We start from the raw sequence: 24788 nt of genomic DNA on the forward strand, positions 1-24788 counted from the left end.
GTCGCGCTTTACGCCGCGATCGGCTCAGGCCTCGCCGTTCATCTGCAGATTAGCAATGCCGTGACGATAGCGCTGTTCAAGGATTTCCCGGCTGTTTGCCGTGACATCCAGGTTACGCAGACAGCCATCCTGAATGCCGTAAACCCAGCCGTGCAGGGAGACATCCTTGCCACGTTTCCAGGCAGATTGCAGAACGGTCGAGTGCCCCAGGTTATAGACCTGTTCAATAACGTTGATTTCGCACAGCTTGTCCAGGCGCTTATCCGGCGGGAGTTCCCCCAGCAACACGCTATGCTTGTACCAGAGGTCGCGGATGTGCAGCAGCCAGTTGTCGATTAACCCGAGCTCCGGGTTATCCATCGCCGCCTGCACGCCGCCGCAGCCGTAGTGGCCGCATACGATAACGTGTTCCACTTCCAGCACTTCGATAGCGTACTGCACCACGGACAGACAGTTCAGATCGGTGTGGATCACCAGATTGGCAACGTTGCGGTGAACGAAGAGCTCGCCCGGTTCCAGTCCGGTCAGGCGCTCGGCAGGGACACGGCTGTCAGAACAGCCAATCCACAGGAAGCGCGGTTTTTGTGCCTGGGCGAGCCGCTCAAAAAAGCTGGGATCTTCTTCAACCAGTAGTTTTGACCATTCGCGGTTGTTTCTGATCAGGGTATTGATGTCTGTCATGGCGTTGAGCGACCGGTTACTGCGCAAAGTGCGCGCGCGTACTATATGCCAGGGCCTGATAAATTTAAACGGCATTGCAATGCCATCAAAACAGGGTATGGATGCAGAATGACTTATGCACTGGAACTTTCCCGGCTGACCAAGACCTATCCCGGCGGCGTGCAGGCGCTGAAGGGCATCGATCTTAACGTTGAAGCGGGTGACTTTTATGCACTGCTGGGGCCAAACGGTGCCGGTAAATCGACCACCATCGGGATTATCAGTTCGCTGGTCAATAAATCCGAAGGTAGCGTCCGGGTGTTTGGCTACGATTTAGAAAAAGATGTGGTGAATGCCAAGCGCCAGCTCGGTCTGGTGCCGCAGGAGTTTAACTTCAACCCGTTTGAGACGGTGATGCAGATCGTCGTGAATCAGGCGGGTTACTACGGCGTTGAGCGTCGTGAAGCCAATGAGCGTGCGGAAAAATATCTGAAGCAGCTCGACCTGTGGGGCAAACGCACTGAGCGTGCGCGCATGCTCTCCGGCGGGATGAAGCGACGCCTGATGATCGCCCGAGCACTGATGCACGAGCCAAAACTGCTGATTCTGGATGAGCCGACGGCTGGCGTGGATATCGAACTGCGTCGCTCAATGTGGGTGTTCCTGAAAGATCTCAATGCCAAAGGCACTACCATCATTCTCACCACTCACTATCTGGAAGAAGCCGAGATGCTGTGCCGCAACATCGGCATCATCCAGAGCGGAGAGCTGGTGGAAAACACCTCGATGAAAGAACTGCTGTCCAAGCTTAAATCAGAAACCTTTATCCTGGATCTGGCACCGCGCAGTCCACTGCCGAAACTGGAGGGGTTCCAGTACCGGCTGACCGATACCTCAACGCTGGAAGTGGAAGTGCTGCGTGAGCAGGGCCTTAACAGCGTCTTCAGCCAGCTGAGTGCGCAGGGTGTGCAGGTGCTGAGTATGCGCAATAAAGCCAACCGTCTGGAAGAGCTGTTCGTTGGCCTGACGACGCAGGGAAAAACAGGAGCAAAAGCATGACACATTTGTACTGGGTGGCGCTGAAAAGCATCTGGGCCAAAGAGGTTAACCGTTTCGCCCGTATCTGGATCCAGACGCTGGTGCCGCCGGTCATTACCATGACGCTCTATTTCATCATCTTTGGCAACCTGATCGGGTCGCGCATTGGTGAGATGCACGGCTTCAGCTATATGCAGTTTATTGTGCCGGGGTTAATCATGATGGCGGTGATCACCAACGCCTACGCCAATGTGGCATCATCGTTCTTCAGCGCCAAGTTCCAGCGCAACATTGAAGAGCTGCTGGTTGCGCCGGTGCCGACCCACATTATCATTGCCGGTTATGTTGGCGGCGGCGTAGCGCGTGGCGTCTGCGTCGGCATCCTGGTGACGGCCATCTCGCTATTCTTTGTGCCGTTCCACGTGCACTCCTGGTCGATGGTGGCAATCACGCTGCTGCTGACCGCGATTCTGTTTTCACTGGCCGGTCTGCTCAACGCCGTCTTTGCGCGCACCTTTGACGATATCAGCCTGATCCCGACCTTTGTGCTGACGCCACTGACCTATCTGGGCGGCGTATTCTATTCGCTGAGTCTGCTGCCGCCGATCTGGCAGGCTATCTCTAAACTGAATCCAATTGTTTATATGATTAGCGGATTCCGTTATGGCTTCCTGGGCATTAATGACGTGCCGCTGGTCTTTACGCTCTCGGTACTGGTGGCCTTTATTCTGATGTTCTACTGGCTGGTCTATGCGCTGATTCAGCGCGGACGCGGACTACGCACCTGATAATACGTTGAATGGTAAGGGCCACGCTGCAATAAGGGCGTGGCTTTTTTTTCAGTGAGTGAAAAGCAACCCAAACTACGGTTCTCTCTGGCCTTAAAAACGACGTTAAAACCTGCCTGTTCATTTCTTTTCTGTCTCTGCAGCCGCTCACGGCCTCGCTTTCATCCTTTTTCACAAAAAGTAACCCTAAGTATTATCTGATAATAATCAGTGATCTTTCGCTATCTTAATGATTCTTAACTGTTAAATATTTTTTAAGAATAGCCTTAAAGTCTGGCTGTTGTTTATTTGTTTATGAATTATCAAAATACCGCCGGAATAAGGTTATTCCTCTGCTCAGGGATGAATGGGTGGGTTAAGACTCTTCTTAATAATAAAAATGGCATTCAGTTCAGGGCCAGTTTTTAATCAAAGGCAGGAAAAGATGAATCGTATAACGTGGATCGATAATCTGCGGGGATTGAGTATTCTCGCAATTATTTTTTTGCATAGCACTATTGCCGTACATAATAATGCCGGACATTTTACCGCCTTCAGCAGCCTGTTAAATGAGATGCTGGCACCGGTAAGACTGGGGCTGATGTTCTTTGTTTCGGGTCTGTTTGTCGATGCCGGATTAAGAAAAGGCCTGGGTCCTTTTTTTAATAACAAAGTACGCAGTATTCTCTATCCGTTTGTGGTCTGGGTGGCGGTCTATGGCGGGTTAAAGATCCTGTTCAGCTCAATGGCAAATACGCCGCAGTCACCGATGAATATTATTCTCTCTCACCTGACCGGCGGCGGGGATATGACCTGGTTCCTGCACTCGCTATTCATCTTCTTTATAGTGATTATCTTTGCCCGCCACCTGCCATTCCTGCTGGTGTTTGCTATCTGTATGGCGCTGAGCTGGGCGCTGCCGGCCATCGATCCGGATGGCGTATTTGCCAGCTTCGACAATACGCACATCAACAAATCGCTTTATCTGTTTGTCTTTTTCTACCTGGGCGATTACGTGGTACGTAAGCAGGTGGATATCGCAGAGAAAGTACAGCATGGCCCGACGCTGTTAATCTCAGCGATCAGTTTTGTGCTGCTCTCCTGCCTGAATATCTTTATTCTGGAGCGTCATTCCCAGGCGTTATTATCACCGCTTGCACTCTTATCGGTGCCATTCTTTGTCTGGATTGCGCTGAAGCTGAAATCTGAGCTGGTCTACTACATTGGCGTCAATTCTATCGTCTTCTACCTGTCGCATTATCTGGCGATTCAGTTCTTCAGTAAGATTGTGAAGTTTGAAAGTCCGTCAGCCTGGGTGAATGACCTGAAATTCATTTCGGCGTTTCTGGTGGCGCTGGCGCTGCCATTGACAATATGTCTGATGAGAAAACGCGGCTGGTTTAATTTCCTCTTTACGATGAAAAAGTCATCGAAGCCGATGACAACCAAAGCGGTTTAATTGCAGAAGCAGAAACAAAAAGGGCCGCCCATGTTAATGGCGGCCCTTTTTTATCAGCTGATCGATTAATCAGGCGATTTGTACCGGCAATGCTTTCGCCAGACGCTTCATCTGGTTGTCACCTTCAAAATAGGCGACTTTAGGCTGCCACTGACGCGCGACGGCATCCTCGACCTGCACATACGAGCAGATAATTAAAATATCGCCTTCGCAGGCGCAGCGGGCAGCAGCACCGTTGACCGAAATAATTTTCGAACCACGCTCAGCCGCGATAGCGTAAGTGGAAAAGCGCTGACCGTTAGTGACGTTATAAATATCGATCGCTTCATATTGCAGAATGCCGGAAGCCTCCAGGAAATCCTGATCGATAGCGCAGGAGCCCTCATAATTGAGGTCCGCCTGCGTCACTTTTACGCGGTGCAATTTGCCTTGCAGAACTGTGCGAATCATAGCCAGAAACCTTATCAGAGAAATAAAATAACCTGCAGCGGGCGTACTTACAGCGTCAGGTCAACAGTTTGATTATCAATCAGTCGGGCTTTACCCAGCCAGGCGGCCATCAGCACCACCGCACGCTGGCTGTCCACCGTCAGCGGCTGCAGCGTTTCCGCATCACAGATTGCCAGGCCATCAGGACGCAATCCCTGTGCCAGCAGCGCCTCGCTGGCTGTCTCGATGATCTCTTCAATGTGACGCTCGCCGTTCTCAAGTCGCTGAGCCATCTGATGCATCACCTGGCTCAGCACCGGTGCCAATTTGCGCTCATCGTCTGTCAGGTAGCCGTTGCGTGAACTCAGTGCCAGGCCATCTTTGGCCCGCACGGTTGGCACGCCTACAATCTCAATGTCGAAGCCCATATCAGCCACCATCTTACGAATGATAGCCAGCTGCTGAAAATCCTTTTCACCGAAACAGGCAATATCGGGCTGCACCAGATTAAACAGTTTGCTGACGATGGTTGCTACGCCGCGAAAATGGCCTGGACGCGTTGCCCCTTCCAGCAGGGAAGAGAGCACCGGCACCTCAACAAAGGTCTGATTCTGCGCGCCCTGCGGATAGACTTCAGCCGGTGACGGGGCAAAGACCACGTCAACCTGGTGGCGGTTCAGCTTTTCACAATCTTCCTGCAGCGTGCGCGGGTAGCGCGCTAAATCATCGGCGCGATCGAACTGCATCGGATTGACAAAGATCGAGACAATGACGATGTCGCCGCGCGCCCGGGCTTCATCCACCAGCGTCAGATGGCCTTCATGCAGGTTGCCCATGGTCGGCACCAGCGCAATGCGTTTACCCTGCTGGCGCCAGCGACGGACTTCCTGGCGCAGCATCAGCAGCGTTTCAATGATCAACACGGTGACTCTCCTGAATTACTGGAAACTGTGCTCTGCCGCCGGATAGGTTCCGGCCTCGACGTCGGCGATATAGTGGCGAATCGCCGCGCGAACGTCGCCGGTCTCCGCCAGGAAATTTTTGGCAAATTTGGGAATATGACCGCCGGTTACGCCCAGCGCGTCATGCATCACCAGAATCTGACCATCGGTCACGTTACCGGCACCGATGCCGATCACCGGGATGGTAAGCGCCCCGGTGATCCGCTGCGCCAGCGACACCGGCACGCACTCCAGCACCATCAGCTGTGCGCCTGCCGCTTCCAGCGCCAGGGCATCGGCCAGCAGCCGATCGGCACCGGCCTCATCACGGCCCTGCACTTTATAGCCGCCAAAAATATTCACCGACTGCGGGGTCAGCCCAAGATGACCGCACACTGGCACGGCGCGTTCGGTCAGCATCTGCACGGTCTCTGCCAGCCAGCTGCCGCCTTCCAGTTTCACCATATTGGCACCGGCACGCATCAGCTGTGCGGCACTCTCAAAGGTCTGCTCTGGTGTGGCATAACTCATAAAGGGCAGGTCGGCGAGTAGCAGGGCCTGGGGCGCACCACGGCGCACGGCGGCGGTGTGATAGGCGATGTCGCTGACCGTAACCGGCAGGGTGGAGTCGTGCCCCTGCACCGTCATCCCTAAGGAATCACCAACCAGCAGCACCTGAATGCCTTCATCGGCAAACAGGCGGGCAAAACTGAAATCGTAGGCGGTCAGCGTCGCGAATTTTTTACCGCTGGCTTTCGCCTGACGCAGATGTGAAATCGTGGTGGGTTTCATGGCGCTCTCAACTCAGGAATTCTGATGGGCGCAGTTTACTGGATAGCGTGAAAGAGCGGAATCAGAGATGTGCGTTTGTCTGATCAGTCGTGCCACAGCGTGATGCTGCGACTGTCGAGGGTGGCCAGAACGGTGCTGAGTGCGCGGCCATCGGACAGGCGGGCATCGGGCGCAATCGCCAGCAGGGGCACCAGCATAAAGGCGCGATTCAGCAGGTCGTAGTGCGGCACAATCAGCCGCTCAGTGTTAATAATTGCGTCGCCAAACAGCATGAGATCGATATCCAGCGTGCGCGGTCCCCAGCGTTCTTCCTTGCGCACCCGGCCATGATCCCGCTCAATCTGCTGGGTATAGTCAAGCAGGGCTTCTGCGCTGAGATCGGTTTCCAGCGCCACGGCGGCATTGAGAAAATCGGGCTGATCGGGCGGGCCATAAGGCGGCGTGCGGTAGAACGGCGAGGTCGCGATGCGTTGCGTCTGCGGCAACGCATCCAGTGCCGTCAGCGCTGCATCAACCTGATGCAGCGGATCGGCCAGATTACTGCCTAACGCGAGGTAAACCCGTGTCATGACACGTTTTGATTGTCACGACGTGGCGCGGAAGAGCGGCGGCGCGGACGGCGCGATTTATTACGCGGCACCGGATCGTCACCCAGATTATTCAGCATGTTTTTCTGATGCGGCGGCGCAGCGACCTGGAATTCACCCCACCACTGGCTCAGACGCAGCAGTTCCGGGTTGTTTTCCACTTCCGCGCGCAGCGCCAGCAGATCGTATGCGGCGCGGAATTTCGGATGCTCCATCAGTTTCCAGGCGCGTTTACCGTGACGGCGCGACATGCGTAACTGCAGCAACCAGATATCGCGGATTAGCGAGGTAATACGTTTTGGAATCGCCAGCGCACGGCAGGCTTCGTCCAGCGTATCGTTCATCGCCATCGCAAAGGCTTCGAAGTAGGTCAGGCCACTCTCCTGCGCAATGCGTTCGGCCGCTTCAAGCTGCGGATACCAGAACATCGCTGCAAACAGGAACGCCGGATTCACGCGCATGTCGTTATGAATGCGGTTGTCGGTGTTTTTCAGCACCTGTGCCAGCATCCGCTCCATGTGGCTGTCACTGTTTTCCGTGAAGTTGCGCGCCAGCGTCGGGAACAGCGGCTGGAACAGCTGATATTCACACAGCTTCAGATACGTGCTGTAGCCATAGCCCGCCTGCAACAGCTTCAGGGACTCTTCAAACAGGCGCGCAGGTGGGATATCACGCAGCAGCGAGGCCAGACGTGGAATCGGCTCGGCGGTTTCCGGCGCAATACTCATATTGAGCTTGGCGGCAAAGCGTGCGACGCGCAGCATGCGCACCGGATCTTCGCGGTAGCGGGTTTCCGGATCGCCAATCAGGCGAATGATGCCCTGTTCGAGATCGCTGATGCCGCCAACATAGTCGCGCACGCTGAAATCAGCCACGCTGTAGTAGAGGCTGTTGATGGTGAGATCGCGGCGCTGGGCATCATCTTCGATAGAGCCGAAGATATTGTCGCGCAGCAGCATACCGCTCTGGGCGCGCTGCGAACTGTTGCGATCTTCCGCAATCTCTTCAACCTGATGATGACCACGGAAGGTGGCGACTTCGATCACTTCCGGGCCAAACATCACGTGTGCCAGCCGGAAACGGCGACCGACCAGGCGACAGTTGCGAAACAGCTTGCGCATCTGCTCTGGCGTGGCGTTAGTGGTCACGTCGAAATCTTTGGGTTTTTGCCCCAGTAGCAAATCGCGCACGCCACCGCCTACCAGATAGGCTTCATAACCGGCTTTGTTCAGGCGATAGAGCACTTTGAGGGCATTTTCGCTGATGTCTTTACGTGAGATGGTATGGCTTTCACGAGGGATGATGGTCATCAGACGCTCTGGTTCAACCTCTGCTGGGGCTTCCTCTTCATCACGCTTCAGGACTTTCCGGCAAAAATTAGCTACTCGGGTAAAAATGGGACACCTCGACAGTGGCAATTAGGGTGTAGGTAAAATCAGCGGCTAATCATAGCCTGTTGAGAACCGTTTGAGAATGCTGTTGTCTATGCATCCGGTTTCAGGGCGTTCTGTTGCGGCATCAAAGCGATATTCCACTGTGACACCGCGTCAGACAGCAGTTTGTCCTGCGTTAAGTCCTGCCAGCCGCCTGAAACAGGCTGTCCGAGGAAGCGTAATGCCGCTACCAGCAGGGGTCTGGCATCGCCATCGGGCAGCGAAGGCGCATGATTCTGCTTCGATAACTTATTGCCATCGTGATTGAGCGCCAGCGGCAGATGCAGCCAGGCCGGCACCGGCCAGCCAAACTGCTGATAAAGTGCAATCTGCCGTACCGTCGGCTCAATCAAATCTGCGCCGCGCACCACTTCGGTAATGCCCTGAAAATGGTCATCGACGACCACCGCCAGGTTGTAGGCAAACAGGCCATCACGGCGGTGAATAATAAAATCTTCCTGTGCCAGACGCCTGTCAGCCTCAACGCGCCCGCGTAATCGATCGTCAAAGGCAAAGACCGGCGCATGCTGGCGTAAACGCAGCGCGGCATTCTCTGGTCCGCGTTGCCGTTCACGGCAGTAACCATCATAGAAACCGCCAATCTCCTGAATGCGACGTCGGGGACAGGTGCAGAAATAGCTCTGACGATGCTGCTTCAGCCAGGCCAGCGCGTCACGATAGGCCTCATGACGTTGCGACTGCCACAGCACCTCGCCATCCCACACTAAACCGTAGTGTTCCAGTTGATGCAGAATGCGGCTGGCAGCACCCGGCACTTCCCGTGGCGGATCGATATCTTCAATTCTCACCCGCCAGATGCCGTTTTGCGCGCGCGCGCTCAGGTAACTGCCCAGGGCAGCAATCAGCGAGCCAAAATGAAGTTCACCAGAGGGAGAAGGGGCGAAGCGACCAATGCAGGAAGGTGACATAGGGTTCAGAAGTGACCACGCAGCGGACAACACAACGGTTTTTCCACTGCGTGGTAACAGGCTGGACGCGACATTAGCCGGCCATTTGTTTCTCACGAATTTCTGCTAACGTCTTACAGTCGATGCAGAGATCGGCCGTAGGACGTGCTTCGAGACGGCGGATACCAATCTCAACGCCACAGGAATCGCAATAACCGAAGTCGTCGTCTTCGACTTTCTTCAGCGTCTTCTCGATCTTTTTAATCAGTTTACGTTCGCGATCGCGGTTACGCAGCTCCAGGCTGAATTCCTCTTCCTGCGCGGCACGGTCAACCGGGTCCGGGAAGTTAGCGGCTTCATCCTGCATGTGCGATACGGTACGATCGACTTCGTCCCGCAATTGATTACGCCAGGCTTCCAGAATCTTGCGAAAATGGGTCAGCTGCGCGTCGTTCATATACTCTTCGCCAGGCTTAACCTGATAAGGCTCAACGCCAGCGATAGCGAGAATACTCAGGGACGATGTTTTACGGTTTTGACCTTCTTGCATGTTGCTTCTCCTGGATAACACGCACTATACCCTCTGACTTACGTCCCGCAGGGGCGTTACTGCCGGCCTGCATCTGACGTCTGCGGGGTACATCGATCCCCCATTGGGGAAAAAAACAGGCCGCTATAAATAACAGAAGCAGTCAGGGTTGGCAATTCTTCATGAACACACCTTGACAAGCCTGTGAGGAACAGCGTAATCAGCCCTTAGCTCAGAACATTCTTACCACATAAAATTGCAAAAGATATTACAAGGTTACGTTGATCGGCGATTTAAGAAACATTCCCTCCGCCGATAAGTCTGCCTGAAACGCTAAAACCTCTACACCTTCCCGTTGCGCCTGAGCCAGTTGTTCTGCATACGCCGCATCAATGTGACGTGCCGGGGAAACGTCCTCAATCCCCGAGTGCAAAACGGCAAACAACAAAACGGCCCGATGACCCTCTGCCGCCACTGTCGCCAGCTCGCGCAGGTGTTTCTGTCCTCGAATCGTCACCGCATCCGGAAAATAGCCTTTACCTTCATGTAAAAGGGTTACGGATTTCACCTCAATATAGCAGTTGCGCCGTGCCTCTGCTTTGAGCAGGAAATCAATTCTGCTTTTTTCACTGCCATATTTTACTTCCGCTTGTCGATGCGAATAACCGGCCAGCGATGGCAGCTGGTGCTGGTCCAGCGCTTCAGCCACCAGCGGGTTCGCGCGCAGGGTATTCACGCAGATCCAGTGGCCCTGTTGCGTTTCGGTGAGTTCCCAGCTGTGAGGGTATTTGCGCGTCAGGCTGTCGGACGTGGAATACCAGACTGTATCGCCCGGCGTGGCGCAGCCGGTCATGGCACCGGTGTTGGCGCAATGAATCGTCAGCACTTCGCCTTCTGGCGTCTCGACATCGGCCAGGAAACGTTTGTAACGGGCGATCAGGCGGGCGGATTTAAGGGGCGGAGAGAAGTGCATGCGGATCCTGAGACGTTAATGGCCAACTGGCCAGCGCGCGGTAGCGGGTGCGGCCCCGGGCATAGTCAGAGGCGAACAGTGAAAAGGTGGAGACGCGAAAACGCCAGTGGAAGCCGCGTGGTGGCAATGCAACCGGCTGGGTGGCCTGGCGTAACAGCGTGATGTGCGGATGAAACGGCTGCGGGCTTTGATAACAGCCATGCCGGGCAGCCTGCGCCCGCAGCAGGCTGGCGAGCTGAAGCAGGCCGCGAGGCGCGCGCTGGCAGCCAAGCCAGACCACACCAGGGCGCGGCCAGTGTCCGGCATCATCCAGATCGAGATCAAAGCCGGGTTGTACAATGCGGGAGGCCAGGGTCTGCAGGCGCTGTGAGGTTTCCGGTGCGACCTCACCCAGAAACGCCAGCGTCAGGTGCAGATTCGCTGCGACCACAGGCGTGCCTGCCTCTGCAGGAAAGGTATCGGCCCGCCAGCGCACCAGCTGTTGCTGCATCTCGTCAGGCAGGCTGATGGCAAAAAATAAGCGTTGTGTCGCCATGGCGCTCTCCGGCAAATATCACGTGCTACAATGCGCGCCATCTTAGCACAGGCAGAAGCGGAGTTTGCTGTGAGCGATTTACCGGTCAGCGCGGTGCTGCCAGACATCCTGGCGGCGCTGCGTGACGCCTCTCAAATCCTGCTGGCCGCCCCTACCGGCGCGGGCAAATCGACCTGGCTGCCGCTGCAGTTGTTGCAGCAGGCGGCGCTACCAGGACGCATCATTATGCTGGAGCCACGCCGGCTGGCGGCACGTAATGTGGCGCAGCGGCTGGCGGAGCAGCTCGGCGAACAGCCGGGTGCCACGGTGGGATTCCGGATGCGTGGCGAAAGCTGCGTCGGGCCAGAAACCCGGCTGGAAGTTGTTACCGAAGGGATGCTCACGCGCATGCTTCAGCACGATCCGATGCTGGAGGGCGTGTCGCTGGTGATCCTCGATGAGTTTCACGAGCGCAGCCTGCAGGCCGATCTGGCGCTGGCGCTACTGCTCGATGTGCAGCAGGGATTACGCGACGACCTTAAAATCATGCTGATGTCCGCCACGCTCGACAATGCCCGGCTGGCGGCGCTGCTGCCGGATGCGCCACTGATTATTTCAGAAGGGCGCAGCTATCCGGTTGAACGGCGTTACGCGTCGCTGAATCAGAACGTACGTTTTGAAGAGGCGGTCGCGCGTGAAGCCGCTCAACTGCTGCGCGATGAAGAGGGTTCACTGCTACTGTTTCTGCCGGGCGTGGCAGAAATTGAACGGGTAAAGCGTGAGCTGGAATCACGCATCAGTGACGATGTGGATCTGACACCACTCTATGGCGCACTGCCGCTGGCGGCGCAGCGACGGGCGATCCTGCCCGCCGCCGCCGGACGGCGCAAAGTGGTGCTCGCCACCAATATCGCCGAGACCAGCCTGACCATTGAGGGGATTCGCCTGGTAGTCGACAGTGCGCTGGAGCGCAGCGCACTGTTTGACGCCCGCAGCGGCGTGACGCGGCTGCAGACCCAGCGCATCAGCCAGGCCTCAATGATCCAGCGCGCAGGTCGCGCCGGGCGACTGATGCCGGGAATCTGTCTGCATCTGCTGCCGCAGGAGCAGGCGTCACGTGCAGCAGCGCAGAGCGAACCGGAAATCGTGAACAGCGATCTCTCGTCGCTGTGGCTGGATCTGCTGCAGTGGGGCTGTACCGGGCCGCAACAGCTGCAGTGGCTGGATCAGCCGCCCGCCAGAAATCTGGACGCGGCACAACGGCAACTGACCCGTCTGGGTGCGCTGGACAGCAACGGGCTGCTTAACACACTGGGACGGCGTATGGCACAGCTGGGGTGCGATCCGCGGCTTGCTGCTATGCTCTGTGCCGCGGGCGATGAGCCGGATGCGGTCGCCAGCGCCGCGCTGCTGGTGGCGATTCTGGAAGATCCTCCGCGCAGCGGCAGTGCCGATCTGCGTGATGCGCTGCATCGGCCTCAGGCTCAATGGCAGCGGCGGGCGCAGCAGTGGCAGCAGCGACTCAAAATTCGTGGCGGACGGGTCGATGAAGATCGCTTCGCGGGCCTGCTGGCGGTGGGATTTGGCGATCGGCTGGCGCGGCGTCGCGATCAGAGCGGTCGCTATCAACTGGCCAACGGGCTGGGGGCCAGGCTCGATGAGCAGGATGGCCTGACGCGCAACGAATGGCTGATTGCACCCGCCCTGTTGCAGGGCAGTGCGACGCCGGATGCCCGGATGCTGCTGGCACTGCCGGTCGACATTGAAACGCTGTGCCAGCAGCAGCCCGCACTGATTGAGCGCCGTACTGAAGTGGAGTGGGACGAAGAGAAGGGTACGCTACGGGCGTTCAGACGTGAGCAGATTGGCGCGCTGATCCTGAAGACCCAGCCGATGGCGCGCCCGGAGCCGGACGTTCTGCATGCCGCCATACTGCGCTGGATCGCCGAAAAAGGTCTGTCGGTATTGGGCTGGACGCCGGATGCCGAACAGTTGCGCCTGCGTATCCAGTGTGCGGCGCAGTGGTTGCCGGAAGAGAGCTGGCCCGCTATGGACGATCAGACATTGCTTGAGAGCCTGCCTGCGTGGCTGTTGCCGCAGATGTCGGCGGTACGCGATCTGCGCAGCCTGCAGGCGGTAAACCTGACCACGGCGCTCTTACATTTACTCACATGGTCACAACGTCAGCGGCTGGATAGTGTGCTGCCAACTCATTACACTGTGCCGACCGGAAGCCGGCTGCCGATTCGCTACGATGCGGATAAGCCGCCCGCGCTGGCGGTCAGGATTCAGGAGATGTTTGGCGAAGCGCAGAATCCCACCGTGGCGGAAGGACGTATCCCGCTGGTGCTGGAGCTGCTATCGCCCGCCCAGCGTCCGTTGCAGATCACCCGCGATCTGGCAGCGTTCTGGCGCGGCGCCTGGCCGGAGGTCAGGAAAGAGATGAAGGGACGCTATCCGAAACACCTCTGGCCAGAGGATCCGGCCACCGCCTTGCCAACAAGGCGAACCAAAAAAATGTCCCCGCAGGGTTGAGTCCGCTGGATCGAATTCAGAGGGTTCTGCCATGCGGCACGCGAGAAAGCAGTTAGAGTAGCGGCGCTGCCGTAAGCACTGCCTGGAGAAGAAAAGTAATGTCTGGGAACGATCGCGAACCAATAGGGCGCAAAGGTAAACCGTTGCCGCCACGCAGCAGTGCGGGCCGGGGACGACGCAGGGATATCGAACAGGATATCGATCAGGACGATTTTAATGATGACGAGGAGGAAGCGCCGGTGCCACGTAAAGGTAAAGGTGGAAAACCGCCGCGCGGCAAACGCCGTTGGCTGGGATGGATAATTAAACTGTTCCTGGTGTTTGTGGTGGTTATGGCCGCGTGGGGCATCTACCTCGACTCGGAAATTCGCAGTCGTATTGACGGTAAGGTGTGGCAACTGCCCGCCACCGTCTATGGCCGCATGGTCAGCCTGGAACCGGGCATGGCCTACAACAAAAGTGAAATGGTGGCGCTGCTGGAAGGGACTCAGTATCGCGAAGTCTCCCGTATCACCCGCCCCGGCGAGTTTTCGGTGAAGGGCAACACCATCGATCTGCTGCGTCGCCCGTTTGATTTCCCCGACAGTAAAGAGGGGCAGATCCACGCGCGTATGAGCTTCACGAAAGATGAGCTGAGCGAGATTAAAAACCTCGAAACCGGCCGTGATTTTGGCTTTTTCCGCCTCGATCCGCGCCTGATCACCATGCTGCAGTCGCCGAATGGTGAACAGCGACTCTTCGTGCCGCGCACCGGTTTCCCGGATCTGCTGGTCGATACGCTGATCGCCACTGAAGATCGCCATTTCTATGAGCATGACGGCATTAGCCCGTACTCCATTGGTCGCGCCTTCCTGGCGAACATCACGGCCGGAAAAGCGGTGCAGGGCGGCAGTACGCTGACGCAGCAGCTGGTTAAGAACCTGTTTCTGACCAATGAGCGTTCGCTGTGGCGTAAAGCGCGTGAAGCCTATATGGCGGTGATCATGGATGCGCGCTACAGCAAAGATCGCATCCTGGAGCTCTACCTGAACGAAGTCTATCTCGGTCAGGCGGGTAGCGATCAGATCCGCGGTTTCCCGCTGGCGAGCCTCTACTACTTTGGCCGTCCGGTAGATGAACTGAGTCTGGATCAGCAGGCGATGCTGGTTGGCATGGTGAAAGGGGCGTCGCTCTATAACCCGTGGCGCAACCCGAAACTGGCGCTGGAACGCCGCAACCTGGTGCTGCGCCTGTTGCAGCAGCAGAAAGTGATCGACCAGGAGCTGTATGACATGCTGTCTGCCCGTCCGCTGGGCGTGCAGCCAAAAGGGGGTGTGATCACGCCGCAGCCTGCCTTTATGCAGATGGTGCGTAACGAGCTTCAGGCGAAACTGGGCGACAAGATTAAAGATCTCTCCGGCGTGAAAATCTTCACCACGCTAGACCCGGTGTCGCAGGATGCAGCTGAAAAAGCGGTGGTTGATGGCATTCCGACGCTGAAAAAACAGCGCGGCCTGAAAGATCTGGAAACCGCGATGGTGGTGGTTGACCGCTTCAGCGGCGAAGTCCGTGCCATGGTCGGCGGTGCCGATCCACAGTACGCCGGTTACAACCGTGCGCTGCAGGCGCGTCGCTCTATCGGTTCACTGGCAAAACCGGCGACCTACCTCACCGCGCTGAGCCAGCCAAACAGCTACCGCCTGAACAGCTGGATCGCCGATGAGCCGATTGCGCTGAAGCAGCCAAATGGCACCATCTGGAAACCGATGAACGACGATCGTCGCTTCAGCGGCAAAGTGATGCTGGTGGATGCGCTGACCAACTCCATGAACGTGCCGACGGTTAACCTCGGTATGACGCTGGGGCTGGATGCGGTAGTCGATACCTGGAACAAGCTGGGTGTGCCGAAAGAGCAGCTGCATCCGGTTCCGGCGATGCTGCTGGGTGCCCTGAACCTGACGCCGGTTGAAGTGGCGCAGGCGTTCCAGTCGATCGCCAGCGGCGGTAACCGCGCGTCACTGTCCGCGGTGCGTTCAGTGATTGCAGAAGATGGCAGCGTGCTCTATCAGAGCTATCCGCAGGCGCAGCGTGTGGAACCGGCGCAGGCGGCTTATCTGACGCTCTATACCATGCAGCAGGTCGCTGACCATGGTACCGCCCGTGCCCTGGGCGCGCGTTTCCCGAATGCCCATCTGGCCGGGAAAACCGGTACCACTAACGATCTGATCGACAGCTGGTTTGCCGGTATTGATGGTAAAGAAGTGGCTATCACCTGGGTGGGCCGTGATAACAACCAGCCGACCAAACTCTATGGTGCCAGCGGTGCGATGCAGCTCTATCGTCGCTACCTCGACAATCAGGCACCGATGCCGTTGCAGCTGACGCCGCCGGAAGATGTGTCGATGATGAATGTCGATTCGGCCGGTAACTTTGTCTGTGGCACGGGCAGCAGCACCTGGCGTTCTCTGCCGGTGTGGGCGCTGGATCCGAATGCGCTGTGTCAGCAACAGCAGCAGCAGGTCCAGCAGCAGCAACAGTTGTTTGACCAGCAACAGCAGCAACAGCAACAGCAACAGCCGCAACAGCAACCGCAGGAGCAGAAAGACAGCGACGGCGTAGCTGGGTGGATAAAAGATATGTTTGGCAAATAAATCAGTCAGACAGGTTAAAAAGGGCGCTTCGGCGCCCTTTTTTTGTTTGTGATCAATACGTGTAAATCGCCCTGCAAACGGCGTCACTACTGGGATTTCTGCTTGCAGTCGTCGCTGAAGTTCGCATATTATCTAATCCGTTATAATAATCATTATCGTTTCGATTCGCTCGCCTGAGCCTATTTTAAGAGACACCTTTTTATGAATGCGCGAACGACTTTTGCAGACAACACCAAAAAAACATTTTCCCGGCCGCTTCTGGGCGTCATGATCTCACTGAGCCTGAGCTCCTCGCTTTATGCCGCGCAGCCAGAGACCATGGTGGTCTCGGCGGATGGCGGCAGCGGCGTCGAGGCGGAAAGCGCCTGGGGGCCGGCACCGACGGTTGCGGCGAAACGCAGCGCCACCGGCACCAAAACCGATACCCCGATTGAAAAAAATCCGCAGTCTGTCTCCGTGGTTACCCGCGAAGAGATGGAAATGCGCAACGTGACCAGCGTGAAAGGGGCGTTTAACTATACGCCTGGCGTGCTGACCGGTAACCGTGGCAGCTCAGATGTGATTGATGCGCTTTCGATTCGCGGTTTCAGCGAAACCAACACCAATCAGTATATGGATGGTCTGAAACTGCAGGGAGATAACTACTCTGAGTTTGCCATCGACCCCTACTTCCTGGAGCGCGCTGAACTGCTGCGCGGTCCGGTCTCTGTGCTCTATGGTAAAAGCAATCCGGGCGGTGTCGTCTCACTGGTGAGCAAGCGTCCGACCCAGGAAACCCTGCGCGAAGTGCAGTTCCAGATGGGCAATGACAATCTCTTCTCGACCGGCTTTGACTTTGGCGGTGCGCTGGATGATAACGGCGTCTACAGCTATCGCCTGACCGGTCAGGCGCGCAGTCAGGATGCGCAGCAGTCGATGAACAAAGAGAAGCGCTACACCATTGCCCCGTCATTCAGCTGGCGTCCCGACGCTCGCACCCGCATTGATCTGCTGACCTATTTCCAGAACGAGCCAGAAACCGGCTATTACGGCTGGCTGCCGCGTCAGGGCACCGTGGTGCCGATCACCCGTGCCGATGGCAGCCAGTACAAACTGCCGACCAACTTCGACGAAGGCGAGCAGAGCAATAAGATTTCGCGCACCACCAAAATGGTGGGCTATAACGCCGAGCACAGCCTCAACGACACCTGGACGCTGCGCCAGAATCTGCGTTACGCCGACCTGCGCACCGATTATCGCAGTATCTATGGCAATGGTTTCAATACAGCAACTCAGGAGATTACCCGTGGTTCAGCGGTCTCCAGCGAGACGCTGAACCAGTTTGCCGTGGATACCCAGGCGCAGGCGAAATTCGCCACCGGCCAGGTCGATCATACGCTGCTGCTGGGCGTGGATTTCCAGCGTACCCGCAACGATATCGACGCACAGTTTGGCTCGGCATCCAGCCTGAATGCGGTTAACCCGCAATATGGCGATGATAGCGTGACGCCGTTTGCCGATCCTTATCAGCATCTGAATAAACAGCGTCAGACCGGCCTCTATGCACAGGATCAGATGGAGTGGAACCGCTGGGTGCTGACGCTGGGTGGCCGCTACGACTATGCCATGAACTCCGTTTACGATCGGGTGGCAGACAGCGTTGATCGCCAGAACGATCAGGCCTTTACCTGGCGTGGTGGTCTGAACTATGTGTTTGATAACGGCATCGCGCCTTACTTTAGTTACAGCGAAGCCTTTATTCCGAATGCCGGTTCGACCTATGACGGTCAGGCATTTGATCCGTCACGCGCTAAGCAGTATGAAGCGGGCGTGAAGTATGTACCGAAAGATCGTCCGGTGGTGCTCACCGCCGCGCTTTACCAGCTGACCAAAACCAAAAACCTGACTGCCGATCCGGATACGGTTAATCATCCGTTTGCCAGCGTCCAGAGCGGTGAAATCCGGTCGCGCGGCGTAGAGCTGGAAGCCAAAGCGGCGCTGAATGCCAACGTTAACCTGACGGCCTCCTACACCTACACCGATGCGGAATACACTGAAGACACCCAGCTTAAAGGCAAAACGCCGGTGCAGGTGCCGAAGCATATGGCTTCACTCTGGAGCGACTACACCTTCCACGAAACCGCCCTGTCGGGTGTAACAGTGGGCGCAGGTGTGCGTTATGTCGGCGAGAGCCAGGGGCTTTACAGCACCGGCACGGAGCAGAACCAGAACTTTAAGGTAGCCGGTTACACCACGGTGGATGCGGCGCTGAAGTATGATCTGGGTCGCTTCGGCCTGCCTGGCTCGACGGTGGGCGTCAACGTTAACAATCTGTTCAACCGCGAGTATGTCGCCAGTTGCTATCGTGAATACGCCTGCTACTGGGGTGCGGAACGCCAGATTGTCGGCACCGCGACCTTCAGATTCTGATTTAACCGGGCGCTCCGGCGCCCGTTCACAGGGATAACCATGCCGCATCCGCACGCAGAAGAGGCAACCTTCAGGCTGGAGAATGCCAGTTTCGAGGTGCCCGGCCGCACTCTCCTCCAGCCCCTGTCGCTGACTTTTCCACCGGGTAAAATGACCGCGCTGATTGGTCACAACGGCTCGGGCAAATCGACGCTGTTGAAAATGCTGGGCCGTCATCATGCGGCCAGCAGCGGAGAGGTTTTGCTGAATCAGCAGCCGGTCGGGCGCTGGAACAGTAAAGCCTTTGCCCGCGAGGTGGCCTATCTGCCACAGCAGTTACCGGCAGCCGAAGGGATGACGGTGCGTGAGCTGGTGGCGATTGGCCGCTATCCCTGGCACGGGGCGCTGGGGCGCTTTGGTCAGGAGGATCGCGATAGGGTGGAGGATGCCATTACGCAGGTCGGGCTAAAGCCCTTTGCCGGTCGGTTGGTGGACAGTCTGTCAGGGGGCGAGCGTCAGCGCGCCTGGCTGGCGATGATGGTGGCGCAGAACAGCCGCTGTCTGCTGCTGGATGAACCGACCTCGGCACTGGATATTGCCCATCAGGTTGAGGTGCTGGCGCTGATCAAAGATCTGAGCCAGCAGCGCGGCCTGAGCGTCATTGCGGTGCTGCACGATATCAATATGGCGGCACGCTACTGCGATCATCTGGTGGCGCTGCGTCAGGGCGCGATGATTGCCGAAGGTGACGCCGGAGCGATTATGCAGCCTGAGGTGCTCGGTGCAATTTATGGCATTCCGATGGGCATTTTACCGCACCCGCAGGGCGGCGCGCCGGTTAGTTTTGTCTGTTAAGGAAAGGATGATGCCCGATCTTTATCGCCGCCGACTGTTGCTGGCGCTGGCGGCCTCGCCGCTGTTTTGTGCGCTTCCTCTGCGTGCTGCCACGCCGAATCCGGGCCGGATTATCGCACTGGAGTGGTTACCCACCGAACTGCTGATCGCGCTGGGCGTTACGCCCTGGGGCGTGGCCGATCTGCATAACTACAACATCTGGGTAGGTGAGCCGAAGCTGCCTGCGGACGTGATCGACGTCGGCCTGCGCACCGAACCCAATCTTGAGCTGATGGCGCAAATGCAGCCGTCGCTGATCCTCTGCTCCAATGGCTACGGCCCGCCCAAAGAGAAACTGATGCGCATCGCACCCATCATGGGCTTCGACCTTCACAGCGGCGACGGAAAACCGTTCACCGCCGCGCGCGCATCACTGCGTCAGCTGGCGGCGCGCCTGGGATTAAGCGAGCGGGCGGAGCAGCATCTGCGCGAGGTCGATGATCAGCTGGCAGGGGCGCGTGAGCGGCTGGCACCCTATGCCGGACGCACGCTTCTGCTGATGTCGCTGCTCGACAGTCGTCACGCCATTACCTTTGGTAAGAACAGCCTGTTCCTGGAAGTAATGACCCTGCTGGGCCTGAAAAATGGCTGGCAGGGTGAGACCAATTTCTGGGGCAGCGCAGTGATCGGCATCGAACAGCTGGCGCAGGCCGGGGAGGTGGATGTCATCTGTTTCGATCACGACAACGACGTGGAGATGCAGCAACTGATGCGCAGTCCGTTGTGGCAGGCCATGCCGTTTGTCCGCACCGGACGCTTTCAGCGCGTCCCGGCGGTCTGGTATTACGGTGCAACGCTCTCGGCGCTGCACTTTGTTCGCGTGCTGGAACGCGCGCTGGAGACGCACTGATGCGCCATGCTCTCTTTCCCGCAGGCCTCCTCAGCCTGCTGTTTCTGCTCTCACTCAGCCTGACGCTGGTTAATCTGCATCACGCGCTGCCACAGGCTGAATGGTGGCAGGCACTCTGGTCACCGACGATCGATAGCCTGCCGCAGATGGTGTTTCACTACAGCCTGCTACCGCGCACGGCGCTGGCGCTACTGGTGGGGGCCGGACTGGGGTTAGCCGGTCTGCTGTTTCAGCAGATCCTGCGCAACCCGCTGGCGGAGCCGACCACCCTGGGCGTCTCTTCCGGCGCGCAACTGGGCATTACCGTCGCGACGCTGTGGCATCTGCCGGGCGGGGCGCTGACACAGCAGTTTGCTGCGCTCAGCGGGGCGCTGCTGGTGGGTGCGCTGGTGTTTGGTGTGGCCTGGGGCAAACGTCTGTCACCAGTGACGCTGATTCTGGCCGGGCTGGTACTGAGCCTGTATAGCGGCGCGGTAAATCAAATCTTTGCTATCTTCAATCACGATCAGCTGCAGAACATGTTTCTGTGGAGCACCGGCGCGCTGAATCAGATGAGCTGGGAAAACGTGCAGCAGCTCTGGCCGCGCCTGCTGCTGGCGTTTGTGCTGGCGCTGGCGCTGCTGCGTCCGCTGACGCTGATGGGACTGGATGATGGTGTCGCGAAAAACCTGGGTCTGGCGCTTTCTGTGGCGCGGATTAGCGGCCTTGGACTGGCGATTCTGCTCAGCGCACAGCTGGTCAATGTCGCCGGTATCATCGGCTTTATCGGGCTGTTTGCACCGCTGCTGGCGAAGCTGCTGGGTGGACGACGGCTCCTCACCCGGATGCTGCTGGCACCGCTGACTGGCGCGCTGCTGCTGTGGCTGGCAGACAGCTGCGTGTTATGGCTCAGCACGCACTGGCGCGATATCCCGACCGGCACGGCCACGGCCCTGCTTGGCGTACCGATTCTGCTGTGGCTGCTGCCGCGACTGCGCACCGGTTCAGTGCCGCCCGCGCTGAATCAGGGTGACAATGTGCCCGCCGAGCGACAGAACCTGCTGCGCTGGGCGCTGATCGGTCTCGCTATTCTGGCGCTGCTGGGGTGGGGGGCGCTCGCGTTGGGGCGTGATGCGCAGGGCTGGAGCGGGTCCGCAGGCGAGATGCTGCAATCACTGCTGCCATGGCGCGCACCGCGCGTGCTGGCGGCGCTGGTAACCGGTCTGATGCTGGGCGTGGCGGGAAGTCTGATTCAGCGGCTGACCGGCAATCCTATGGCCAGCCCGGAAGTACTGGGCATCAGTTCCGGGGCTGCCTGCGGTGTAGTGGTCATGATGTTCTTTGTGCCAGGCGATGCGATGGCCTGGCTGCTGCCCGCCGGTGCGGTGGGTGCCGCGCTGACGCTGCTGGTGATTATGGCGGTAGCCAGCAATGGCGGCTTCTCGCCGGAGCGGATGCTGCTGGCGGGTATGGCGCTTAACAGCGCCTTTGTCACCCTACTGATGCTGCTGCTGGCCAGCGGCGATCCGCGCATGGGCGGGCTGCTGAGCTGGATCTCCGGTTCGACCTATAACATCAGCGGCAGTCAGGCAGTTCAGAGCGCAATTTGCGCGCTGGTGCTGGTGTTGCTGGCCCCGCTGGCGAGTCGCTGGCTGACGCTGCTGCCGCTGGGAAGTGCGACCGCGCGCTCGGCGGGTATGGCATTAACGCCTGCGCGGCTGAGTCTGCTGCTGCTGGCGGCAGCACTGACCGCCAGCGCGACGCTGACTATCGGTCCGCTGAGTTTTGTCGGGTTGATGGCTCCGCATATGGCGCGAATGCTGGGATTCCGGCGGGCTTTGCCACAGCTGTTGCTCTCGGGATTGCTGGGAGGCGGATTGATGATGCTGGCTGACTGGTGCGGGCGGATGCTGGCGTTTCCGGATCAAATCCCTGCCGGACTGATGGCGACGTTTTTAGGTGCGCCTTACTTTATCTGGCTGCTCAGGCGTTCAGGTTAAAAAAAGACCGGTGCAAGCCGGTCTGAGATTATTAACAAAGCCTGGCCCGATTGGCTGTGAGACTGAGCCTGCGAAGGGAACACGGTCAGATCGGAAAGACGCTAAGGCCAGTCCCTGACACGCTCTGCCCGCGCGATTACGCACCTCATCCCTGAGGTGCGCCCGTAGCCGGGCCAACGCTTTGCGTTGTTCAAAAACGCTCCCGGCGTTTTTGTCCCTGGCGCGGGACGCTTTCCTCCTCTGCCCGTGTTCCCTTCGTGTTGAGTTTTATGTTGCTGTGAGATTCGGGATCAGCTGCTGCCGGTCTTCGTCTTTAACGCTGCCTAAATTACAGCTTCGCGAAACAACGACGTGCGGCGTCAACCGTGCGCTGAATATCCTCTTCGCTGTGCGCCAGCGACATAAAGCCTGCTTCATAGGCCGATGGCGCAAAGTAAACGCCTTCCTCCAGCATCAGATGGAAGAAAGTTTTAAAGCGCTCTACATCGCAGCGGGTCACATCGGCATAACAGGTCACGCTGTCAGCCTCGGTGAAGAACAGGCCAAACATCCCGCCAACATGGTTGATCACCAGCGGGATATTTTGCTGTTGTGCTGCCTCGCGCAGACCCTCAGCCAGCTGGCGGGTCAGGGCATCCAGCTTTTCGTGCGTGCCAGGCTGCGCGATCTGCGTCAGGCAGGCAAAACCGGCGGCCATTGCGATCGGGTTACCGGAGAGCGTCCCCGCCTGATAGACCGGGCCGGTCGGGGCCAGCGCGGCCATCACGTCGCGACGGCCACCGAATGCGCCAACCGGCATCCCGCCACCGATAATCTTTCCGAGACAGGTCAGGTCAGGACGCACATTGTAGTGAGCCTGCGCGCCGCCCAGCGCCACGCGGAAACCGGTCATCACTTCATCAATAATCAGCAGTGCGCCGAACTCATCACAGAGCGTGCGCAGGCCTGGCAGGAATTCCGGCTGCGGCGGAATGCAGTTCATGTTGCCGGCAACCGGCTCAACGATGATGGCCGCGATGGCGTCAGGATATTGTTCAAAGGCGCTGCGCACTGAGTCGAGATCGTTAAAGGTGCAGCTCAGGGTGTGTTTAGCGAAATCAGCCGGTACGCCCGGCGAGTTTGGCTGACCCAGCGTCAGGGCACCAGAACCCGCTTTCACCAGCAGATGATCGGCGTGACCGTGATAGCAGCCTTCAAACTTGATAATTTTATCGCGGCCGGTAAAGCCACGCGCCAGACGAATCGCGCTCATGGTCGCTTCGGTGCCGGAGTTGACCATACGCACCATCTCCATGGAAGGCACCAGCTCACACACCAGCTGCGCCATGGTCACTTCCATTTCGGTCGGTGCGCCAAAGCTCAGGCCGCGCTGGGCCGCTTCGATCACGGCATTGCGGATCGCCGCATTGTTATGACCCAGCACCATCGGGCCCCATGAGCCGACGTAGTCGATATAGGCTTTGCTATCGGCATCATAGAGATACGCGCCATCAGCGTGTTCAATAAACAGCGGAACGCCGCCCACACCGGTAAATGCGCGTACTGGCGAGTTTACCCCGCCCGGGATCAGGCGTTGTGCCTCAGCAAACAGTTGTTCGGACTTACTCATTTTCGGCTCCAGCGGTTCATAAAAAATATTGCACCATTCTACGGAAGAGGGGCAGCAGACGAAAGGCGGATTCACTCGCCGCGCCCTTAACGGAGGTGAAAGCGGCACAGAGTGCGAAGGGCAGAGCTTGATTGCGCTGAGGTGCTGGCTGATAATAGCGTAATTAAGGTCGTTTTCTGACCTGGGCGTTTACCGGAGTAAAACATGAGTGATGAAGTAGTAGCACTGCCGTTGCAGTTTACCGACGCCGCAGCCACCAAGGTGAAGAACCTGATTGCCGACGAAGAGAACCCGGCGCTGAAACTTCGCGTCTATATCACCGGTGGCGGTTGCAGTGGTTTCCAGTACGGCTTCACCTTTGATGACCAGCTGAATGATGGCGACATGACGATCGAAAAGCAGGGCGTCTCGCTGGTGGTTGACCCGATGAGCCTGCAATATCTGGTGGGCGGTTCAGTGGATTATACCGAAGGTCTGGAAGGCTCACGCTTTATCGTGACCAATCCGAATGCCAAAACCACCTGTGGCTGTGGCTCTTCCTTCAGTATCTGATGACGAAGGCCGTCATCACGACGGCCTCGTTTACCACTCTATTGTGACCAGCCGGTTACTCTGTTTTACACTTCCCTGCGACTGAATCTGACTATGGGTCACGCGTGGCTGCGCGCTTGCCTGTCTGCCGCAGTTCACCTGCGGCGCGGGCTGACCGTTAGCCGTGTTGATTTCACAGCGTGAATAGATGACAAGCCTGGCGCCGATAGAGCCATTAATCGATCCCGCAAATGCAGATCCGGCGAGCGATAGCCCTATGGCCAGCAGCAGTGCTCTGGTCATAGATGGTTCCTGGTGTTTTAAAAAAGCGCCGTGGCGCTA

General features: G+C 57.8%; 22 protein-coding genes. 10 read left to right on the forward strand and 12 right to left on the reverse strand.

Going from position 1 to position 24788, the window contains the following annotated elements:
- Nucleotides 1-24 precede the first annotated feature (24 nt).
- Nucleotides 25-681 carry a carbonate dehydratase gene (can, locus tag AC6I8C_RS03415; protein ID WP_033784496.1) on the reverse strand — a complete coding sequence of 219 codons (657 nt, stop codon included), beginning with the start codon at nucleotides 679-681 and terminating at the stop codon, nucleotides 25-27.
- A 108-nt stretch (nucleotides 682-789) separates the two neighbouring features.
- On the opposite strand from can, the gene AC6I8C_RS03420 reads away from it, so the two are divergent.
- From AC6I8C_RS03420 to AC6I8C_RS03430, 3 genes are all read left to right on the forward strand, one after another.
- Complete coding sequence (locus AC6I8C_RS03420) at nucleotides 790-1719, forward strand: ABC transporter ATP-binding protein (protein WP_033781901.1); 930 nt, start codon at nucleotides 790-792, stop codon at nucleotides 1717-1719.
- Nucleotides 1716-2486, forward strand: coding sequence for an ABC transporter permease (locus AC6I8C_RS03425; protein ID WP_497821617.1), 771 nt, complete (start codon nucleotides 1716-1718; stop codon nucleotides 2484-2486). The genes AC6I8C_RS03420 and AC6I8C_RS03425 overlap by 4 nt, the downstream gene beginning before the upstream one ends.
- Nucleotides 2487-2910: 424 nt before the next feature.
- Nucleotides 2911-3924: an acyltransferase family protein gene (locus AC6I8C_RS03430; protein WP_013356814.1), complete on the forward strand. Its 1014-nt coding sequence runs from the start codon at nucleotides 2911-2913 to the stop codon at nucleotides 3922-3924.
- Between the two features lie 69 nt (nucleotides 3925-3993).
- On the opposite strand, the gene panD is transcribed toward AC6I8C_RS03430, so the two are convergent.
- From panD to thpR, 9 genes are all read right to left on the reverse strand, one after another.
- On the reverse strand, nucleotides 3994-4374 hold the full coding sequence (panD, locus tag AC6I8C_RS03435; RefSeq protein ID WP_033731602.1) for an aspartate 1-decarboxylase: 381 nt from the start codon (nucleotides 4372-4374) through the stop codon (nucleotides 3994-3996).
- Between the two features lie 47 nt (nucleotides 4375-4421).
- A complete protein-coding gene (gene panC / locus AC6I8C_RS03440) occupies nucleotides 4422-5276 on the reverse strand; it encodes a pantoate--beta-alanine ligase (RefSeq protein ID WP_266307390.1) in 855 nt (284 codons plus the stop codon).
- 15 nt (nucleotides 5277-5291) lie between these two features.
- Nucleotides 5292-6086: a 3-methyl-2-oxobutanoate hydroxymethyltransferase gene (panB, locus tag AC6I8C_RS03445; RefSeq protein WP_497821618.1), complete on the reverse strand. Its 795-nt coding sequence runs from the start codon at nucleotides 6084-6086 to the stop codon at nucleotides 5292-5294.
- Between the two features lie 83 nt (nucleotides 6087-6169).
- Complete coding sequence (folK, locus tag AC6I8C_RS03450; RefSeq protein WP_497821619.1) at nucleotides 6170-6655, reverse strand: 2-amino-4-hydroxy-6-hydroxymethyldihydropteridine diphosphokinase; 486 nt, start codon at nucleotides 6653-6655, stop codon at nucleotides 6170-6172.
- Nucleotides 6652-8070, reverse strand: coding sequence for a polynucleotide adenylyltransferase PcnB (pcnB, locus tag AC6I8C_RS03455; protein WP_218832235.1), 1419 nt, complete (start codon nucleotides 8068-8070; stop codon nucleotides 6652-6654). Before pcnB ends, folK begins: the two co-directional genes overlap by 4 nt.
- A gap of 86 nt (nucleotides 8071-8156) precedes the next feature.
- The gene (gene gluQRS / locus AC6I8C_RS03460; protein WP_497821620.1) at nucleotides 8157-9035 is read right to left on the reverse strand and encodes a tRNA glutamyl-Q(34) synthetase GluQRS; all 879 of its coding nucleotides are present in this window, start codon (nucleotides 9033-9035) and stop codon (nucleotides 8157-8159) included.
- A 73-nt stretch (nucleotides 9036-9108) separates the two neighbouring features.
- On the reverse strand, nucleotides 9109-9564 hold the full coding sequence (gene dksA / locus AC6I8C_RS03465; protein WP_008925615.1) for an RNA polymerase-binding protein DksA: 456 nt from the start codon (nucleotides 9562-9564) through the stop codon (nucleotides 9109-9111).
- A gap of 247 nt (nucleotides 9565-9811) precedes the next feature.
- On the reverse strand, nucleotides 9812-10516 hold the full coding sequence (gene sfsA, locus AC6I8C_RS03470) for a DNA/RNA nuclease SfsA (RefSeq protein ID WP_497821621.1): 705 nt from the start codon (nucleotides 10514-10516) through the stop codon (nucleotides 9812-9814).
- On the reverse strand, nucleotides 10494-11051 hold the full coding sequence (thpR, locus tag AC6I8C_RS03475; protein WP_147789407.1) for an RNA 2',3'-cyclic phosphodiesterase: 558 nt from the start codon (nucleotides 11049-11051) through the stop codon (nucleotides 10494-10496). The genes sfsA and thpR overlap by 23 nt, the downstream gene beginning before the upstream one ends.
- 30 nt (nucleotides 11052-11081) lie before the next feature.
- Here thpR and hrpB point away from each other — a divergent pair, with 30 nt between their 5' ends.
- From hrpB to fhuB, 6 genes are all read left to right on the forward strand, one after another.
- Nucleotides 11082-13565, forward strand: a complete 2484-nt coding sequence (hrpB, locus tag AC6I8C_RS03480; protein ID WP_497821622.1) for an ATP-dependent helicase HrpB — start codon at nucleotides 11082-11084, stop codon at nucleotides 13563-13565.
- A 98-nt stretch (nucleotides 13566-13663) separates the two neighbouring features.
- A complete protein-coding gene (gene mrcB / locus AC6I8C_RS03485) occupies nucleotides 13664-16195 on the forward strand; it encodes a bifunctional glycosyl transferase/transpeptidase (protein ID WP_497821623.1) in 2532 nt (843 codons plus the stop codon).
- A gap of 201 nt (nucleotides 16196-16396) precedes the next feature.
- Nucleotides 16397-18604, forward strand: a complete 2208-nt coding sequence (gene fhuA / locus AC6I8C_RS03490; protein ID WP_497821624.1) for a ferrichrome porin FhuA — start codon at nucleotides 16397-16399, stop codon at nucleotides 18602-18604.
- A gap of 39 nt (nucleotides 18605-18643) precedes the next feature.
- Complete coding sequence (gene fhuC, locus AC6I8C_RS03495; RefSeq protein WP_497821625.1) at nucleotides 18644-19438, forward strand: Fe3+-hydroxamate ABC transporter ATP-binding protein FhuC; 795 nt, start codon at nucleotides 18644-18646, stop codon at nucleotides 19436-19438.
- A 10-nt stretch (nucleotides 19439-19448) separates the two neighbouring features.
- The gene (fhuD, locus tag AC6I8C_RS03500; RefSeq protein ID WP_497823304.1) at nucleotides 19449-20327 is read left to right on the forward strand and encodes a Fe(3+)-hydroxamate ABC transporter substrate-binding protein FhuD; all 879 of its coding nucleotides are present in this window, start codon (nucleotides 19449-19451) and stop codon (nucleotides 20325-20327) included.
- Nucleotides 20327-22306, forward strand: a complete 1980-nt coding sequence (fhuB, locus tag AC6I8C_RS03505; RefSeq protein WP_497821626.1) for a Fe(3+)-hydroxamate ABC transporter permease FhuB — start codon at nucleotides 20327-20329, stop codon at nucleotides 22304-22306. Before fhuD ends, fhuB begins: the two co-directional genes overlap by 1 nt.
- Nucleotides 22307-22634: 328 nt before the next feature.
- Here fhuB and hemL read toward each other — a convergent pair whose 3' ends face one another.
- On the reverse strand, nucleotides 22635-23915 hold the full coding sequence (gene hemL / locus AC6I8C_RS03510; RefSeq protein WP_497821627.1) for a glutamate-1-semialdehyde 2,1-aminomutase: 1281 nt from the start codon (nucleotides 23913-23915) through the stop codon (nucleotides 22635-22637).
- A 204-nt stretch (nucleotides 23916-24119) separates the two neighbouring features.
- Between hemL and erpA the strand changes: the two genes are divergently transcribed.
- Nucleotides 24120-24467 carry an iron-sulfur cluster insertion protein ErpA gene (gene erpA / locus AC6I8C_RS03515; protein WP_008925625.1) on the forward strand — a complete coding sequence of 116 codons (348 nt, stop codon included), beginning with the start codon at nucleotides 24120-24122 and terminating at the stop codon, nucleotides 24465-24467.
- Nucleotides 24468-24497: 30 nt separating this feature from the next.
- Here erpA and AC6I8C_RS03520 read toward each other — a convergent pair whose 3' ends face one another.
- Complete coding sequence (locus AC6I8C_RS03520; RefSeq protein ID WP_033781925.1) at nucleotides 24498-24749, reverse strand: hypothetical protein; 252 nt, start codon at nucleotides 24747-24749, stop codon at nucleotides 24498-24500.
- Nucleotides 24750-24788: the final 39 nt, after the last annotated feature.

The organism is Pantoea sp. X-Soil-YNGN-844 (genome assembly GCF_059730595.1).